The 17124-nt window shown below is 70.5% G+C and carries 16 protein-coding genes; 5 read left to right on the top strand and 11 right to left on the bottom strand.

The window, feature by feature from the left end:
- Positions 1-24: 24 nt before the first annotated feature.
- The 4 genes from DGO_RS07125 to DGO_RS07110 form a co-directional block, all read right to left on the bottom strand.
- On the bottom strand, positions 25-1581 hold the full coding sequence (locus tag DGO_RS07125) for an Rqc2 family fibronectin-binding protein (protein WP_014684810.1): 1557 nt from the start codon (positions 1579-1581) through the stop codon (positions 25-27).
- The gene (locus tag DGO_RS21060) at positions 1581-2639 is read right to left on the bottom strand and encodes a DsbA family protein (protein ID WP_014684809.1); all 1059 of its coding nucleotides are present in this window, start codon (positions 2637-2639) and stop codon (positions 1581-1583) included. Before DGO_RS21060 ends, DGO_RS07125 begins: the two co-directional genes overlap by 1 nt.
- 103 nt (positions 2640-2742) lie before the next feature.
- On the bottom strand, positions 2743-5277 hold the full coding sequence (locus tag DGO_RS07115) for a BamA/OMP85 family outer membrane protein (RefSeq protein WP_014684808.1): 2535 nt from the start codon (positions 5275-5277) through the stop codon (positions 2743-2745).
- Between the two features lie 267 nt (positions 5278-5544).
- On the bottom strand, positions 5545-7158 hold the full coding sequence (locus DGO_RS07110; protein WP_050920710.1) for an ABC transporter ATP-binding protein: 1614 nt from the start codon (positions 7156-7158) through the stop codon (positions 5545-5547).
- Positions 7159-7255: 97 nt separating this feature from the next.
- Between DGO_RS07110 and DGO_RS07105 the strand changes: the two genes are divergently transcribed.
- On the top strand, positions 7256-8092 hold the full coding sequence (locus DGO_RS07105; RefSeq protein WP_043801507.1) for a phosphatase PAP2 family protein: 837 nt from the start codon (positions 7256-7258) through the stop codon (positions 8090-8092).
- A gap of 67 nt (positions 8093-8159) precedes the next feature.
- Here the strand turns inward: DGO_RS07105 and DGO_RS24030 are convergent, their stop codons facing one another.
- The gene (locus tag DGO_RS24030; RefSeq protein WP_193352027.1) at positions 8160-8519 is read right to left on the bottom strand and encodes a hypothetical protein; all 360 of its coding nucleotides are present in this window, start codon (positions 8517-8519) and stop codon (positions 8160-8162) included.
- 248 nt (positions 8520-8767) lie between these two features.
- Here DGO_RS24030 and sdhC point away from each other — a divergent pair, with 248 nt between their 5' ends.
- The 4 genes from sdhC to DGO_RS07080 all read left to right on the top strand — a co-directional run bounded on the left by sdhC (position 8768) and on the right by DGO_RS07080 (position 12164).
- On the top strand, positions 8768-9124 hold the full coding sequence (gene sdhC, locus DGO_RS07095) for a succinate dehydrogenase, cytochrome b556 subunit (protein WP_014684804.1): 357 nt from the start codon (positions 8768-8770) through the stop codon (positions 9122-9124).
- The gene (locus tag DGO_RS07090) at positions 9124-9501 is read left to right on the top strand and encodes a succinate dehydrogenase hydrophobic membrane anchor subunit (protein WP_014684803.1); all 378 of its coding nucleotides are present in this window, start codon (positions 9124-9126) and stop codon (positions 9499-9501) included. The genes sdhC and DGO_RS07090 overlap by 1 nt, the downstream gene beginning before the upstream one ends.
- An 87-nt stretch (positions 9502-9588) precedes the next feature.
- On the top strand, positions 9589-11340 hold the full coding sequence (gene sdhA, locus DGO_RS07085) for a succinate dehydrogenase flavoprotein subunit (protein WP_014684802.1): 1752 nt from the start codon (positions 9589-9591) through the stop codon (positions 11338-11340).
- Positions 11341-11450: 110 nt separating this feature from the next.
- A complete protein-coding gene (locus DGO_RS07080) occupies positions 11451-12164 on the top strand; it encodes a succinate dehydrogenase iron-sulfur subunit (protein WP_394649846.1) in 714 nt (237 codons plus the stop codon).
- A gap of 138 nt (positions 12165-12302) precedes the next feature.
- Here the strand turns inward: DGO_RS07080 and DGO_RS07075 are convergent, their stop codons facing one another.
- The 6 genes from DGO_RS07075 to DGO_RS07050 form a co-directional block, all read right to left on the bottom strand.
- Entirely contained in the window at positions 12303-12821 is a 519-nt protein-coding gene (locus DGO_RS07075) for a hypothetical protein (RefSeq protein WP_014684800.1), read from the bottom strand.
- A gap of 80 nt (positions 12822-12901) precedes the next feature.
- Positions 12902-13216: an antibiotic biosynthesis monooxygenase family protein gene (locus tag DGO_RS07070; protein WP_014684799.1), complete on the bottom strand. Its 315-nt coding sequence runs from the start codon at positions 13214-13216 to the stop codon at positions 12902-12904.
- Positions 13213-13758: a cyclin-dependent kinase inhibitor 3 family protein gene (locus tag DGO_RS07065; RefSeq protein WP_043801506.1), complete on the bottom strand. Its 546-nt coding sequence runs from the start codon at positions 13756-13758 to the stop codon at positions 13213-13215. The genes DGO_RS07070 and DGO_RS07065 overlap by 4 nt, the downstream gene beginning before the upstream one ends.
- Positions 13755-14765, bottom strand: coding sequence for a porphobilinogen synthase (gene hemB / locus DGO_RS07060; RefSeq protein ID WP_043801504.1), 1011 nt, complete (start codon positions 14763-14765; stop codon positions 13755-13757). Before hemB ends, DGO_RS07065 begins: the two co-directional genes overlap by 4 nt.
- A 72-nt stretch (positions 14766-14837) precedes the next feature.
- On the bottom strand, positions 14838-15020 hold the full coding sequence (locus DGO_RS07055; protein WP_014684796.1) for a hypothetical protein: 183 nt from the start codon (positions 15018-15020) through the stop codon (positions 14838-14840).
- Between the two features lie 37 nt (positions 15021-15057).
- Entirely contained in the window at positions 15058-17094 is a 2037-nt protein-coding gene (locus DGO_RS07050; protein ID WP_050920709.1) for a glycoside hydrolase family 20 zincin-like fold domain-containing protein, read from the bottom strand.
- Between the last annotated feature and the right edge of the window lie 30 nt (positions 17095-17124).

Below are 17124 nucleotides of genomic sequence, written 5' to 3'. Positions count from 1 at the left end.
CGTCACCGGCAGCGCCACCCTCCCTCAGTTTCCGGGGTCCGGCGGGGTTCCGTCCACGAAGACGGTCTTCTGGTCGGTGTAGTGGACCTGCCCGGCCGGCGCGCCGCGCGGACGCCACACGTGCTTGATGCGGGTGTAGTCCACCGGCACGTTGCTGCTGCCGCGCGCCTTGGAGTGCGAGGCGGCCAGCCGCGCCGCGTACAGGATGTCGGGCAGGTCGAGGTCGCGCCCCCCCGAACGCACGAGGACGTGGCTGCCCGGATACCCCTGCGCGTGGAACCACCAGTCCATGCTCTTGCCGACGCGGTGCGAGAGGGTCGCGTTCTCCTTGTTGTTGCGCCCCACCAGCACCTCCAGCCCCCCCGGCGTGCGGAAGCGGGCGCCGTAGGGGCTGCGCTCGGGCTTTTCGGCCTCCAGGTCGGCCGACAGCCTCTCCAGGGCGTCCAGATCGGCGTGGTCCAGTTCGTCCACGCGGGCCTGGGCGGCGGCGAGTTCGGCGCGGATGTTCTCCTCCCGCTCGGCCAGCCGCTCGTAGACCTCCTCGCGGCGCCGGGCGCGCGTATACCGCTTCTCGGCGTTCTGCACGGCACTGAGCTGCGGCTCCAGGCTGACCGGCACCTCGCCGCTGCCGTCGAAGGCGGGCAGCAGGGCGCTGAGCGCGCCCGGCTCGACCGTGTGCGCGTAGGCCATGAGCAGGTCGGCCTCGGCGCGGTCCTGGGCCGCGATCTCGACGCCCTCTTCGGCGCGGGTCACGTCGCCGAGCTGGTTGCGCAGCAGGGTCACGCGCTTGTCGAGCGGCTCGCGCAGGGCCTTGCGCAGCGCCGCCGCCTTCTCGGCGCGGGCCGACTCGCGCGCGCCCTCGCTCAGGGTGCCCTCGCGGACGGTCGGGTCGGCCACGAGGCTGCGCAGGGCGTCGAGCGCCTGCGGCCAGCGCTCTCCGGGGGCCTCACCCCCCGGCAGCCCGCTGCGGCGCACGAGTTCGGCGCTCAGGAGCGGCCCCAGGCCGTCCAGCCGCTCGCGCCAGCGGCCCAGAGGCACCTGCGCCAGGCTGCGGGCTTCGGTCTCGCCCAGGTCGCGCGGGTCGAGCTTGTCGTAGGGCGGCGGCGGGGTGTACTGGCCGCCGCTGCGGACGGTCCGGAACCGGTTGCGGCTGCCGGTGATCTCGCGCGCCGCCAGGGTGATGCGCCCGGAGAAGCCCTCGCCCTCCTCCAGCACGAGGACGTTGGCGTTGCGGCCCGTCACCTCGAACACGATGCGCGCGGGCGGCTGATCGATGAAGCCCTCGGCCGCCCCGAAGTGCAGCGCCACCACGCGGTCGAGCTTGAGCTGCTCGGCCCCCAGCAGATCGCCGCGCACGCGGGCCGCGAGCAGGCGCTGGAACCCGTTGTGCGGGTCGCCGCGCAGCCGCTCGCGGCTGATGAACAGCGCGGGCTGGGGCGGCCGGTACGACAGCACGAGGTTCCCCACTCCCTCGATGAGCAGCGCCGAGGTCGTCTCGTCGGGAAAGGCCCAGCCTAGGGTGCGCGCCGGGAAGGACGGCCCCAGGTCGCGCAGGACCTGGGCCAGCATCAGGCCTTCCATCAGCGGGTCGCCGGCGGGGTGGCGGGCACGGCCTTGGGGCTGGGCAGGGGCGAGGGCGCGGTGACCGGCGTGGCCGCCGCCGGAGCAGTGTCCACCGCGCGGGCATAAGCGATCAGGCGCAGCAGTGCGGGGGCGTCGTAGGGGTCAGCGACCGCGTAGCCGTTCACGAACACGCTGGGCGTGCCCTGGAGGCCCAGGCGGTCGGCCTCGGCGAGGCCGGCGTCCACCGCCGCCCGGCCGCCGCGCGCCGCGAGACAGCCCTTGAAGGCCGTCAGGTTCAGGCCCGCCTTGCCCGCGATGGCCGTGAAGGCGGTCGCCGCGTCCCCCGAGAGCCACGAGCGGTCGGCGAACAGGGCGTCCTTGTAGGCCCAGAATTTGCCCTGGGCCGAGGCGCACTCGCTGGCCTCGGCGGCGGCGCGGGCGCGCGGGTGGATGGACTCCAGCGGAAACTGGTGAAATTCGATGCGCACGTCGGCCGGCAGAGCCTTTTGCAGCTCGGGCAGCGTCTGCGTCTCGAACTGCTGGCAGTAGGGGCACTGGAAGTCGCTGTACACGCGTAGCACGACCGGGCTGGCCGTGGCCGTGCGCGCCGCCTGCGCGGTCTTCACCGGGGCGAACTGCGCGGCCGGCACCTGCGCCAATACCAGCGACACGTTCAGGCGGCCCCCGGTCAGGCGGGCCGTCACCGTGAAAGGTTCCGCGTCCACCGTGACGCCCTGAGGCAGCCGCCCGGCCACGTCGCTGCGCTTCAGGAAAGCCTCCAGCGGCTCGGCGAGGCCGTCCTCGTAGCCGCTCAGGACCCCCAGCAGCTCGGCGGCGCGCGCCGCCCCGGAGGCGGGCACGCTGACACTGGCCCCGGCGAGGTATCCGGCTTTCTGACTGAGGGTGACCTGCGCGCCGTCCGTGAGGGTCAGCAGGCCGCCGGCGCCCACCTTCGCTCCCTGAAACGCGGGCGCGGCGCGCACCGGGGCCACCTGGCCCCCGACCTGGGCGTGGGCCGCGCCGGACAGGGCCGCCAGCAGACCCAGGGCGAAGAAACGTCGGGCAAAATGCGTCATATGCCCGGCATCTTACTGCGGCCATCCGGGCGGCCCCTTACAGAAAGACGGGGGAAAAGGCCCACCCGGACCCTCTCCCCCGCTCCCCTTCCACCGGGGGCCTTTACCAGAAATTGCCGATGCGGAAGTGGAACTTGCCGCGCGTGGCCTCGGTGTTGCTGGGGCTGAAGCCGTAGTCGAAGCGCAGGCTGGGCAGGCGGGTACCGCCGAGGCCCAGGTTGAGCTGCACGCCCGCACCGACGCCGTAGGCGCTGCTCATGGCCGAGCCGCTGTTCCAGGCCATGCCGTAGTCCGCGAAGACCACGCCGTAGACGCCCTGCGCCACGCTGCCGCTGAGGCCGAAGTCGTGGCGGTACTCCACGCTGGAGGTCAGGTAGTTCGTGCCGAAGAGCTGGCCGTCGTTCAGGCCGCGCAGCTCGCGCGAGGGCACCGGGTTGCTGCCCCCGATGTAGTAGCCGGTCCCGCTGGGGAAGCTGCCGAAGCTCGTGCCGGCGTTGACGCGCGCGGCCAGGGCGTCGCTGTAGCTCTCCGCGCCGAAGGAACGCGGAATCCGGCGGCCGAAACCGTAGTAGCCGCTGACGCCGGCCTCGGCGTCGGTCCAGCTCAGGGGGGCGCTGCCCGCCGCCCCGAAGTTGTAGGCCAGCAGGCCGTTGGCGCGCACGCCCCGGCCGGGGAACTCGGGGTTGTCGGTGTTGTCGTAGCCCAGGCTGCCGTCGAAGCGGGTGGTGCGGTTGTTCTGGGGCAGCAGGGCGGTCGCCTCGGCGTCGGTGGTCTTGCTCGTCTCGCCGTCACGCAGCCCTTCGAGGTAGTAGGTCTTGTAGTTGAAGGACGTGCCCACCGCCGCCGTGAGGTTCGGCGTGATGTTGCGCCCCAGGTTCAGGCTGAAGCCGGTGGTCCGCACGGTGTAGTCGCGCCCGGTGTCGACCTTGTTGCTGTCCAGGATGGCCTGGTTGCCGCCCACCGAGCTGCCGGCCCCGACCGTGAGGCTGGTGCGGTTGGTGCGGAAGTCCCCGAAGTTCAGGTCCAGCCAGGGGATCGTGTAGTTCACGTTGCCCGCGAGGTTCTGGCCCGCGTCGTTGCGCAGCGCCGTCACCGTGAAGCCCGCCGTATGCCCCAGGCCGAAGGCGTTGGGGAACTGGTAGCCGAGTTCGCCCGACAGGCCGGTCAGGCTGTCGTAGGCCGCCGAGAGCGAGAGCGGAATGCCGCGCGCGCCGCTTTCGCTGAGCTGGATGACGTAGGTGATGTTCTCGGGCGTCTGGGCGTCGCTGCGGGCATTGACGCCGGTCACGGTCACGTAGCCCAGGCGGCTGATGCGCCCCAGGGCGTCCTGGGTCTCGGTGAGGTTGAAGGTGCCGCCGGGCGTGGGGAGTTCGCGCAGGATCACGCGGTCCTGGGTGCGGTGTTCGCCCTGCCACTGGAGCTCGTAGCCCACGAGGCGCACTTCACGCAGGTTGAAGGTGAGCACGCCGTCTTTGAAGGTGATCGCGTCGCGGGTGCTGATCTCGTAGCCGGCCTTGCGGTAGGCGTCGCGCAGCGCCAGGAAGTCGTCCTGGGCCAGCTGGGGCGAGTACACGTCGCCCACCTTGGTCTTCACGGCCGCCGCGAGGGTGGCGGTGGGCACGCGGGTGTTGCCGCTGAAGGCGATGCTCTTGACCGGCCCGCTCTCGACCCCGGCCGATCCGAACAGCACGGTCACCTGCGCGGGGTTCTGGGGGTTGGGTTGCAGGGCGAAGCCCACCGGCTTGCCCGTACGGTTGGCCAGCGTGCGCACGTCCGACTGCAACTTGGCGAGCGTCAGGGGCTGCCCGGTCTGGGTCTGGAGACCGGTCGAGGCCACGTCCGCGCCCAGCGGCGAGAGGTCGATGGCCGAGACGCGGCTTTCCAGGACGCTCACCTTCAGGACGCCGTTTTGCAGCGAGATGCCCTGGGGGTTCAGGCCCGACTGCACGTAGCCGGCGGCGGTGTAGGCCTGCTCCAGCGCGTCGGCCGCCGCGAAGAAGGTCTGGCTGGTGAACTTGCGCGCGTCGTACAGCGGCTTGAAGATGGCGCTGATGGTCGCGGCGGGCAGCAGGGTGTTCCCCTCGACCTCAATGCGCGAGATGGGCGCGGTCTCGTCCACGACGAAATTCACCGTGACGGTGCCGTCGGTGTTCGTCTTGACCTCGCTGCTGATGCTGGGCACGAAGGGGAAACCCTGCTGGCGGTAGTTCTCGGCCAGCGCCTCCTTGGCCTGGTCCACGCGCTGGGTGTTCAGGGTGGCGCCGGGGGCGATGTTCAGCAGCTCACCGATGCTGCTCTTGAACTGGTCGCCGGGCAGGAAGGTCAGGCCAGTCGCCTCAACCGCGCTGATGGTCGGGTTGGGCACCACGGCGATGTTCAGCACGTCGCGGCCCGACACGGTACGCAGTTCGGCCACGGCCGACTTGAAGTAGCCGGTCGCCACGACGTCCTGCTCGACCTGCCGCAGGTTGACGCTCGAGAGCGCCGCGCCCGGCTGCACGTTCAGGCTGGCCCGCACGAAGTTGGCGAGCAGGTCGGTGGTTCCGGTGACGGTGATGTCCTGCACCGTGCCGGCCTGCTGGGCAAAGGCGGGGGCGCTGAGGGCGAGGGTCACGGCGAGCGTCAGGGGGTGTCGCATGAAGGAGGTCTCCTGGGGGGGTCCGGACTGGGATGATCCGAAAGGGGCCGGGCGAAACGGGCGGCGAAAAAGGAAGGCGGAACACGCGGCACGTTTGCCGGAAGAAAGGACCCTCGGGTCTGGCGGAGGCCCGCCGATTCGCCGGATTCCGCAGGGGAAGGGGCCGGCGGCCGGGGGGTGCGAGCGTCACAGTTGCCCACCGGGCACTGAGAAGGATGAAGTGCAGTTGATTTCAGGCTCACGCTTGCCACGTGCGCCGCAGAATCCTCAGCGTTCGCCGGTCTGCTGGGTCGTGCTCACCTCGCCGCTTCGGCCACCCTGGGGCGTGCCGTGCGCGCCGCTGCCGGTCATCATCAGGCCCAGTTCGGTCTCGGTGGCCTGGGCGGCGTCCATCTCGCCGGCGATCTTGCCCTCGTACATCACCAGGATGCGGTCCGAGAGGTTCATGACCTCGCCCAGGTCGGCGCTGATGAGCAGCACGGCGAGGCCCTGGTCGCGCGCCTCGACGATGCGGGCGTGGATGAACTCGATGGCCCCGATGTCCACCCCGCGCGTGGGCTGGCTGGCGACCAGGATCTTGGGGCCCTTGCGCATCTCGCGCGCCACGATGAGCTTCTGGGCGTTGCCGCCCGAGTAGCGCCCGGCCTGGAGCGAGGTGCTGCGCGGGCGCACGTCGTACTTCTCCGAGAGGTCGCGGGCGTTCTTCTCGATCACGTCACGGTTCAGGAAGCCCAGCCGCCCGGCGAAGGGCGCGCGGTCCTGCTCGCCCAGGATGAAGTTCTCGGCGGTGGTCATGTCCAGCACCAGCCCGCGCTCGTTGCGGTCCTCGGGGATGTGCGACAGCCCCGCCGCCTCGACCTCGCGCACGCCGCGCGCGCCCTTGCCCAGGTAGGTCACCGTGCCGCTCTGGTAGGCGTGCAGGCCGGTGATCGCCTCGACAAGTTCGCTCTGGCCGTTGCCCTCGACCCCCGCGATGCCCACGATCTCGCCCGCGCGCACCTGGAAGCTCACGCCGTCCACCGCGTTGCCGTGCTCGCCGCGCACGACCACGTCCCGCACGTCCAGCGCCACGTCGCCGGGGCGCGCGGGGGTCTTGGCGACCCGCAGGCTCACGTCGCGGCCCACCATCATGCGGGCCAGGGTCTCGGTGGTGGCCCCCTGGGCGGGAATTGAGCCGATCATCTTGCCGTCGCGGATCACGCTGATGGTGTCAGAGATGTGCAGCACCTCGTGCAGCTTGTGGCTGATGAAGATGACCGCGTTGCCGCTCGCCGCGTACTGGTTTTTCAGGAAGTCGAACAGCTCGTCGGTCTCGCTGGGCGTGAGCACGGCCGTCGGTTCGTCAAGAATCAGGATGCGCGCGCCCCGGTAAAGCGTCTTGAGGATCTCGACCTTCTGCTGGCGGCCCACCGGCAGGTCGCCCACCAGGGCGTCGGGGTTCAGGTCGAAGTTGAAGCGGGCGACGAGCTCGGCCACCTTCTTGCGCGCCGCGCCGTAGTTGATGGACGTGCCGGACTTGGGCTCGGCGCCCAGGATCACGTTCTCGGTCACGGTCAGGGTGTCCACGAGCTGGAAATGCTGGAACACCATGCCGATGCCGCGCGCGATGGCGTCGGCGGGGCTGGAGAAGGTCACGGTCTGGCCGTCCACCACGATCTCGCCGCTGGTCGGCGGCTGCGCGCCGTACACGATCTTCATCAGGGTGCTCTTGCCCGCGCCGTTCTCGCCGCACAGGGCGTGGACGCTGCCCCAGTCGACCGAGAGGCTGATGTCGTCGTTGGCCAGCACCAGCGGAAAGCGCTTGGTGATGCCGCGCAGCTCCAGCGCGGGGGCGCCGCTGCGCGGCGCGGCCGGCGCGGGCGAATGGGTAGGAACGCTCATGGCCCACAGTGTAAAGCTCCGGCGCGCGCGGCCCCACCAGCCTCCACTTGCGGCCGGGTCTTTCCCTCCACCGCCCCGAAACTGACACACTGTGAGCATGGACTCTTTATGGCTGGCCGTGACCAACCTGGGCCGGGACGAGGTCTTCATCGCGGTGCTGGCGCTGTACACCCTGCTGGTCAATCCGCGTGGGGGCCGGCACCTGGGCGTCGCCTTCGCGCTGAGCTACCTCGTGAACAGCGCCCTGAAATACGGCCTGAACCTGCCGCGCCCCTTCACCGACGATCCTTCGGTGGCCTCGGAGGCGGCCAGACGGACCGCCCTGGGGCCGGGACTGCCCAGCGGGCATACCCAGATGGCCGCGACCCTCTGGCTGGGCATGGCCGCGCAGATGCGCCGGGGCTGGTTCTGGGGCGTGGCGGCGGCGCTCGTGGCCCTCATCGGGGCGTCGCGCCTGCTGCTGCACGTACACTACCCCTCCGACGTGATCGTGGGCCTGGGGCTGGGGCTGGGCTTCGCGTTCCTGGCCGCCGCCCTGCCCTTTCCCGAACGGGGGCTGGGGCGGTGGCTGCCGGCAGGAGTTCTCGTGCTGATCGCCGCCTTCCTGCCGGCGGGCACGCCGCGCGAGTACGGCACGGCGCTGGGCCTGCTGGCCGGATTCTGGGCCGCGCGCCCCGATTTCGCGCCGCCGCGCGACTGGGCCGGCCGGGTGATCGTCGGGGTGGCCGGGCTGGCCATCGTCTTCGCGGCCTACTTCGTGCTGGGCGCGCTGCCGCAGAGCTTCAAGGACATCGGGCTCGTGCGGGCGCTGCGTTACGCCGCTCTGGTGCTGGTCGCGGTGCAGGTCGTTCCGCTGGCGCTGCGCCGCTGGCTGCCCGTGCAGGAGGCCCCGGCCGTCCCGGTGGCGCCGGCAGCCCCCACCGGCATCCGCTGAGGGCGCGCACAGGAGCAGGCGGCGGCCACCCCAGCTCCGGGTGGCCGCCGCCTGCTTGAACTGCTCCTCAGTCGAGGGTGAAGTCGATGACCGGCGGCGCCGCCGGGGTACGGGCCGGGGCCGGCGCGTCGCCGGCATCGGCGGCCTGTCCGGCATCGGCGGCCAGCGGGGCGGCCGGGGCCGGCATGGAGGCCACCTCGCTGGGCTTGACCCAGCGGGTGCCCAGCACGGCCGGGCCGACCGGCGCAGCGGGCCGGGCCGGGGCGGGCGGGTTGGCGGCGCGGTGGGCGGCGTGCAGGATGGTGTCGACATCCAGCCGGCTCAGGACGCCTTTTTGTTCCAGGGTGCTCAGGATCGCCAGGGCCAGCTTGCGGGCGTACTCGCCCTCGTTGCGGGGCGGCGGCGTGGGGACAGGGCCGGTGGTCATGGGCCACCAGCGTAGCGCGCGCCCGCCCGCCGGGGGTGAGGGGCCGGAAGCCGCCCCGCCCCGCCGCGTCCCCACAGCAGGAACATGCGCCCAGGCCAACAATTTGTGAACGCAAGAGTGATATTCTTGGGAAGTCTGACATGGTGGCCTAAGGAACGAGTCCGTATGGCCCCCGCTTCCCCGACGCTCTGAGAGTACGGACCGTGCCAGGCGCAGCGGTGAAGTGGGATTTTGAGGAGGACCGAGGAATGTATAAGGGAAGAGAGGGGCAGTGGGCCTTCTTGCTCCACCGCTTGTCCGGGCTGGCGATTCTGCTGTACCTGATGCTGCACGTGCTGAGCATCGGGTCGTTCCTGTTCGGTGAACGGGCGTATATGGCGATCCACGAACTGTACGACTTCTGGGCCTTCCGCATCGGCCTGGTCGGGGTCGTGGGCGCAGTGGTGTACCACTCCTTCAACGGCCTGCGCATCATCGCGATGGACATGACCGGCTTCGGCGTGGCCTACCAGCGCCAGATGTGGTACGGCGTGCTGGTCGTCAGCGTGCTGGCGACCGCCTACGCGGCCCTGCGCCTGTACCCGCGCCTCGTGGGGGGCTACTGATGATCCGCGCCCGAACCTTTATGGACGCCCGCCAGCAGGCACATTCCAACGCCGAACTGAACTGGTGGATCTTCATGCGTATCAGCGGCCTGATCCTGATGTTCCTGGTGCTGGGGCACGTCTACATGACCTTCGTGCAGGTCAGCGAGTCCGACGCCACCTTCGACGCGGTGGTCAGCAAGCTGGGCAACCCTGCCTGGAAGCTGTACGACTGGCTGATTCTGGGCCTGGCCCTGCTGCACGGCGGCAACGGCGCGCGCTACGTCATCGACGACTACGTGCGCTCCCGTCCCAACCGCGCCTGGGTGCGCAACACCTTCTTCACCGTCCTGGCACTGCTGTTCGTGTTCGGTACGGTGGGCCTGTTCGCCATCTGAGCGCAGGCCGCAGCACCCTTTTCGCTTTCGTAATTCGTTGCATCCGTTACGGCGGAGACAGACGAACCGTGATTTAAAGGAAGTCCTATGCATCATCGTTATGACGTTCTGGTTGTCGGTGCGGGCGGCGCGGGCCTGATGGCGGCGCTGTACGCGGCCAAGGGCAACGTGTCGGTTGCCTGCATCAGCAAGCTCTACCCCACCCGCTCGCACACCGGCGCGGCGCAGGGCGGCATCGGCGCGGCCCTGGGCAACGTCGCCGAAGACCACTGGGAATGGCACATGTTCGATACGGTCAAGGGCGGCGACTACCTGACCGACCAGGACGCGGCCGAGGTGTTCGCCAAGGACATCATCGACGTCGTCTACGAACTCGAGCACATGGGCCTGCCCTTCTCGCGCACGGCCGACGGCAAGATCGCCCAGCGCAAGTTCGGGGGCCACACCCGCGAGTTCGGCAAGGCCGCCGTCGAGCGCAGCTGCTACGCCAAGGACCGCACCGGCCACATGATCCTCCAGACGCTGTACCAACAGAACGTCAAGGCCGGCACGCTGTTCTTCAACGAGTTCCACGTCACCGACCTCCTCATCGAGGACGGCCGCTGCCGGGGCGTCGTCGCCTACGAACTCTCGACCGGCGAACTGCATACCTTCCACGCCAAGGCCGTGATCCTGGCGGCGGGCGGCTACGGGCGCATCTTCAAGATCACGTCGAACGCCGTGACCCTGACGGGCGACCTCATGAGCATCTACTACCGCAAGGGCCTGCCCCTCGAGGACATGGAGTTCTACCAGTTCCACCCGACGGGCCTCGCCAAGCTGGGCATCCTGGTCACGGAAGGCATCCGCGGCGAGGGCGGCATCCTGCGCAACGAGAGCGGCGAACGCTTCATGGAGCGCTACGCGCCGACCATCAAGGACCTCGCGCCGCGCGACATCGTCTCGCGCAGCATCATCACCGAGATCCGCGAGGGCCGGGGCGTGGGCCGCGACAAGGACGCCGTGAACATCGACCTGACGCACCTGCCGCGCGAGGTCATCGAGGGCAAGCTGGCCGAGATCACGGACCTGGCGCGCACCTACCTGGGCCTGGACCCGGTCAAGGACCTCGTGCCGATCCAGCCGACCGCCCACTACGCGATGGGCGGCATTCCCACCGACCTCAACGGCCTGTGCCTCTCGGACGGCAACGGCGGTACGGTCGAAGGGCTGTACGCGGCCGGCGAGCAGGCCTGCGTGTCGCTGCACGGCGCCAACCGCCTGGGCACCAACAGCCTCGGCGACCTCGTGGTGTTCGGCCGCCGCGCGGGCATCTACGCCGCGCAGTACGCCCGTCAGGTCGAGTTCGCGGACCTGCCCGACGATCCCCAGGCCGAGAGCCGCGACCTGTTCGACTCGCTGCGCCAGGGCACCGGCAAGGAGAACGCCGCCGTGATCCGCAAGGAGTTGCAGGAGTCGATGATGAACAACGTCGGCATCTTCCGCAACGGCCCGGACATGGAAAAGCAGGTGGACATCCTCAAGGACCTCAAGGCGCGCTACCGCAACGTGACGGTGGGCGACCCCAGCAAGCGCTACAACAGTGAGCTGATCGAGGCGATGGAACTGGGCTTTGCCCTAGACTGCGCCGAGGCCATGACCGCCAGCGCCCTGAACCGCACCGAGTCGCGCGGCGCGCACGACCGTGAGGACTTCACCGAGCGCAACGACGTGGACTGGCTCAAGCACACAATGGCCTACAAGGACCTGGACAAGCCCGGCAACGTGGTCATCGGGTACAAGGACGTGGCGCTCAAGGGCTTCACCCGCGCCTTCGAACCCAAGCCGCGCGTGTACTGAGCGCCTTCTCTTTTCCTCCGCACCACCTTCCGTAAAGGACGGTTTCTGAAATGCCTGAAGTCTATCCCCCCACCACCTCTGGCCAGTCGGCGCCGCAACCCGGCGTGTCGATGCTCAAGGTCAAAGTCAAGATCCTGCGTTTCAACCCGGAGACCGACAAGAAGGCCCACTGGGAAACCTACGAGGTCGAGGCGCAGCCCGGCGACCGCATGCTGGACGTCATCCACCAGGTCAAGTGGTTCATCGACCCCAGCCTGGCGCTGCGCCGGTCGTGCATGCATGGCATCTGCGGCAGTGACGCCATGCTGATCCAGGGCCGCAACCGCCTGGCCTGCAAGACCCTGGTGCGCGACGTGGTCAAGAAGAGCGGCGACACCGTCACCGTCGAGCCGATTCGCGGCCTGAAGGTCGAGAAGGACCTCGTCGTGGACATGGAGCCCTTCTTCGACTCGTACAAGGCGATCATGCCGTACTTCATCAACGAGTCGCCGGCCCCCGCCACCGAGCGCATCCAGTCCGAGGAACAGGCCGAGCGCATGGCGCACTCCTCGAACTGTATCCTGTGCGCGTGCTGCACGACCTCCTGCCCGATCTTCTGGGTCAATGGCAGCTACATCGGGCCGGCCAGCATCGTGCAGGCGCACCGCTTCATCTTCGACAGCCGTGACCAGGCGACCCACCAGCGCCTGAACATCATGAACCAGAACACGGGCGTCTGGCGCTGCCGCACCGCCTACAACTGCACCGAGGCGTGCCCCCGCGACATCCCGATCACCCAGCTCATCGAGGAAGTCAAGCGCGCCGTGATGTACCAGCAGGCGTAAGCCGGACAGAGAACGCGGCGCGGAGGCTCCAGGCCTCCGCGCCGCGTTCTTTGTGCAGAAGGACAGCGGTTTTCAGGTGCCCGCTCCGCTTGATTCAGCGTCGCTGGGGATCACCCGCGACGACTCCGAATGCCGCGATCAGAATTGCAGGGCGTACTTCGCGCCGTCGCTGCCGGTGCAGTCCCCGATACCATGCTCGGCCGTATCCACCGTCAGGGTGCAGGTCAGGGTGCGGGGCGACGCCCCCAGCGTCCGGGCAATGAGGTTGCCGGTGCGCGAAGTCACGGCCGCCGCGCCCGGGGCAGGCGTGTCCAGGCGGGTGCCCCAGCCCAGCGCCCCCTCGTCGCCCAGGCGGGAGCCGCCCCCGAAGCCCAGACTCAGGCCCCAGCCGGCGGGCAGGGGCCCGACCACGCCGCCATTGACGATGGTGGTGCGGCCCGTGTAGGCCAGCGACCCGATGCGGACGACCACGTTGTCCCCTGCCGACCCGTTGACATAGCCGGGGCGCAGGGTGCCGCGCGTGAAGCTGACGGTGCCTTCCTCACCGGTCTGGCCGTTGACGATGCGGCCCGTGACGGGTCCGGTCAGGGTCGGCGCGCAAGAGGCCAGGAGACAGGCGGCAGCGGCGCTCAGGAGCAGGGGGACACGCTTCTTCATGGCCCCCAGTGTAGGGGGGCGGCCCGGCCGGGCGGTGAGGGCCGTCCTCACGCCCGCACCATCCCCGCCCGGCCCGGGCTTCAGGTCAGGTGACTGCTCGTCACGACCTCGTGCATCTCCAGCACGTTGGGGCCGCTGAAGGCCTCGCGGGGCAGCGAGCCGCTGCGGGCGTGCCCCTGGCGGAAGGCGTCGCTCTGGGTCCAGGCCTCGAAGGTCTCGCGGCTCTCCCAGAAGGTCAGGACGACGAAGGGCTCACCTTCCTTGGTGGGGCGCAGCACGTGGTTGGCGACGAAACCCGGCATGCCGTCCACCAGCCCGGCGCGCTCGCGGAAACGCTCGGCGAACTGGTCGTGGTACTCGGGCTTGACATAGATACGGTTGGCGACGGTGATCATGGGGTTCCTCCCTGACGGGTCTCGAAGGTATGGACAAACTCTTCCTGCTCGGCCGTCTCTATCGTACCGGGCCGCGTACGCCGGACGAGCGCCACCGCCTCCGTGGCCCCCAGTCCGCCCTGCACGAGCAGGCAGGCGGCAGTCAGGCCCGCGCGCCCCAGCCCGCCCCGGCAGTGGACGACCACCCGGCGGCCGTCGAGCAGGGCGTCCATCAGCTCGTCGAGTAGCGCCCCGAAGGCGGCGAGGTCGCGCGGCACCTCCCGGTCGGGGATGGGACAGGGAGCGAGCACGATGCCCCGGCGCCCGGCCTCCGCGTGGTAGTCCCCCATGTCCAGCAGCTCGAACTCGAAGTCCTCGATGAGCGGCGCGAGGACGTTCACGCCTTCCCGGGCCAGCACGCCGAAGTCCTCGGCCATGTCGCGGGTATGCATGACGCCGGGGTGCAGCAGGCTCACCCCCCGCTTGCCCGGCGCGAAGGTCAGGCCCAGTCGCCCCGGCCACAGCGAGGTCTCGACCCAGTCGATCCGCAGCGGTCCGCTCACGGGGTCACCGGCCCCCCGGCCAGCCAGCGCGCCGCGTCCAGCGCATGGTAGGTGATGATGGCGTCGGCCCCGGCGCGGCGCATGCCGGTCAGGGTTTCGAGGACCGTGCGGCGCTCGTCCATGAAGCCGAGCTGCGCGGCCGCCTTGACCAGCGCGTACTCGCCCGAGACGTTGTAGGTGACGAGCGGCAGGTCGAACTCGTCGCGCAGCAGCTTCAGGACGTCGAGGTAGGCCAGCGCCGGCTTGACCATCAGGTAGTCGGCCCCCTCGGCCACGTCCAGCCGGGCCTCGCGCAGCGCCTCACGGTAGCCGCCCGCCGGGTCCATCTGGTAGCTGGCGCGGTCGCCCACGCTGGGGGTGCTGCCCGCCGCGTCGCGGAAGGGGCCGTAATAGGCGCTGGCGTACTTGACCGCGTAGCTCATGACCGGCACGTGCCCGAAACCCGCCTCGTCCAGCCCGGCGCGGATGGCCGCCACCTGGCCGTCCATCATGGCGCTGGGGGCCACGACGTCGGCCCCGGCACGCGCCTGCGAGACGGCGGTGCGCGCCAGCAATTCCAGCGTGGGGTCGTTGTCCACGGTCCACTGGCCGTCACCCACCTCGCACAGCGGCCCGCAGTGGCCGTGGTCGGTGTACTCGCACAGGCAGGTGTCGGCGATGACGGTCAGCTCGGGCAGCGCCGCCTTGATGGCGCGGGTCGCCCGCTGGATCACGCCGTCCTCGTCGTAGGCTCCGCCGCCGAGCGCGTCCTTGGCATCGGGAATCCCGAAGAGGATCACCGAGCGGATGCCCAGCGACAGCGCCGTGCGCGCCGATTCGACCGCGCTCTCGATGCTGTGGCGCATCACGCCGGGCATGGTGGCGACCGGCGTGTCCGCCTCCTGTTCGTGCACGAACATCGGGTGGATGAGGTGCGCGGGCGCGAGCGTGACCTCGCGGGTCAGGGCGCGCAGCGCGGGGGTGCGGCGCAGCCGACGGGGCCGCTGGGCAGGCAGGGGAAGGCTCATGCCTGCAAGGCTAGCGCGGGGCGGCGGGACAGACGCCGGCCGGGGCGACAATGGTCCGCCGGAGCCGGCCTGTCAGTCCCGGAACCGGAAGGGCCGCTCCTCGGCCTCGGGGGGCAGGCGGTCCTCCCGAGTGAACAGCAGGGGGAGCGCGCCACCCAGGCCATCCGCACGGGGCTGGAAAAGCGCCGTACTGGTGTGCTCCGGGGCTTTGCGGAGGCCGGTCAGCGCGGCCCGGATTCTGTTCAGGAACGACATGAACCAGTCTATCCGGGCCGGCTGCCGGGCGTCAGCCCTATTTCCCCTCCCCGATCAGCGTCAGGCCCAGCAGCGCCGGGTTGGCCCCCTTGCCCTCGCTGACGAGGGTAACGGACTTGATGACGGCCTCCGGGCGCGGGTTGGTCCATTCGAGGACCGGCACGGCGACCGCGAGGCCGTCGCGGGTCTGGCCGCTCCAGCCGGGGGCCGGAACCATGCTGGTGGCCTCGGTGTCGGTCCAGGCGCGGATGTGGCGGCCGTATTCGAGCGGCTGGGTGACGCGGCGGCCGTCGGCGTACTCGATCTCGTAGCGCCCGACGACCTCGCGGTTCAGGGCGGCGGGCCAGCCGGTCGTGTGCAGGAAGGCCAGGGCGTCGGCCTTGCGGCCCACCTCCACCGTGACGCGCTCGGGCAGGTCCTTGGCGGCGGCGCGCGACCCGCGCAGCATCACCGCGCCCGAGACGCTGAAGGTATACGCCCCGAGACGTACGGTCCCGCGCGGCAGGCCCCGCAGGTCGGTGTCCGGCCCCTTGAGAATCCAGCCCTTGCCGCCCTCGTCGGTCAGCGGGCGCGTGACCAGCGGCGTCAGGTCGGCCAGTTGCCCGGTCTGGGCGCGGTAGGCCGTGGGCTGGTAGAGGTCGCGGTACAGGCCCTCGGCCCCGGTCAGGGCAGGGGCGGCCGGATTCCAGAAGGCGGCGGCGCCGCGCACGTAAGCCACGCCCTGGTTCGCCGCGCCGTCCCAGATGCTGGGGTTGCCGAAATAGCCGGTCCAGCGGGTCTGGATCATGCCGGCTGCGCCCGCCTGCACGCTGCCCTTCGCCAGCGCCTCGGCGTTGCCGGGGTCGGCCCAGCTCGCGCCCAGGACCGGGAAGCCCAGCCCTTTGATCTGGCCCAGCAGGGCGCTGCCGGTGCCGGGGATGTAGTTCCAGTACGCCACCTGGATGTCCTTGGGCAACTGGGCGGGCAGGGTGCCGATCACCGCGTCGGAAAAGGCCACGTCGTGCCACATCATCGTGCCGACGTTCAGGGCCTTCAGTTCGCCGTGCAGCCGCAGCACGTCGTCCACGAAGAGCTTCTCGAAGCCCACCGCCTTGCCGTTCGCGCGCGCCGGGAAGCGGTCGCGGCTACGCACCTCGTCGTGGCCGATATGCACGACCTTCGGGCGGAAGGTCTCGACCACCTCCTTCAGGATGGGCACGACCACCCGCGAGTAGGTCGCCGGATTCAGGGTGTCGTAGGCGTAGGGGTCTTTCGAGTCGGGGTCCTGCACGAGGTCGAGATTCTTGCCGCCGTAGAACATCCACCCGGCGTGGCCCAGCGTCTCGACGAGGGGAATGGGTTCCAGGCCGTAGCTCCGCGCCAGGTCGGCCACCCGCCGCGCCTCGGCCTTGGTCGCGCCGCCGGGGTGCGCGAAGCCGCCCGCGCGCGCCGTATCCCACTGCACGTAGTTGCTCATGACCAGAACGGCGTTGTATTTCAGCGCCGCGAGCATGGGGATCAGGCGGTCGTTGACGCCCTGGCCAGAGCCGTCGAGGTAGATCATGGCGACGCGCGTGGACAGGCCGGGGCGGTCGCTGACGCGCGCGAAGCGCAGACCCCCGGGCGTCAGGAGCTGGCGCAAGGTCTGCGCGCCCGCGTAGGCGCCGCGCGCGTCGGCCCCGACCACGTAGGCGCCGCCCGCCTCCACCCACAGGGCGTAGCCCTCGGGGCCGCTGGCGCTCAGCCCGGCCGCCTTCACCTTCGCGGCCAGGGCGGGATCGGCCAGTGTGCCCACCGTCACGGCGACCCCGGTGCCGGCAGCGTCGGGGAGGTTCTGACCCAGGCGCGTCTGCCACTCGGCGCGCAGGTCGCGGGCGGCCCAGCCGAGTTCGGGGGCCGTGCCGACCACCTTCAGGCCCAGGCCCGCCAGGGGCAGCGTGCCGGCCGGGAAGCTCGATTGCTGCGGCGTGGGCACCAGCGTTCCGGCGGGCACCCCGGCGCGGGCCTGGGCGGTCGGGGTCAGCGTGACGGGAGCCGCCTGCGCCGCGCCGACCAGCAGGGCCGCGAGCAGGGGCCGGAAGGACAGGTTGTTCATTGTCCGCCATTGTGTCGCGCGGGCGCGGGG

This window comes from Deinococcus gobiensis I-0 (assembly GCF_000252445.1).
GTDB classification, from domain to species: domain Bacteria; phylum Deinococcota; class Deinococci; order Deinococcales; family Deinococcaceae; genus Deinococcus; species Deinococcus gobiensis.
The sequence above is the reverse complement of the archived record's forward strand: the minus strand, read 5'-3'. Positions and strand labels throughout refer to the sequence as shown.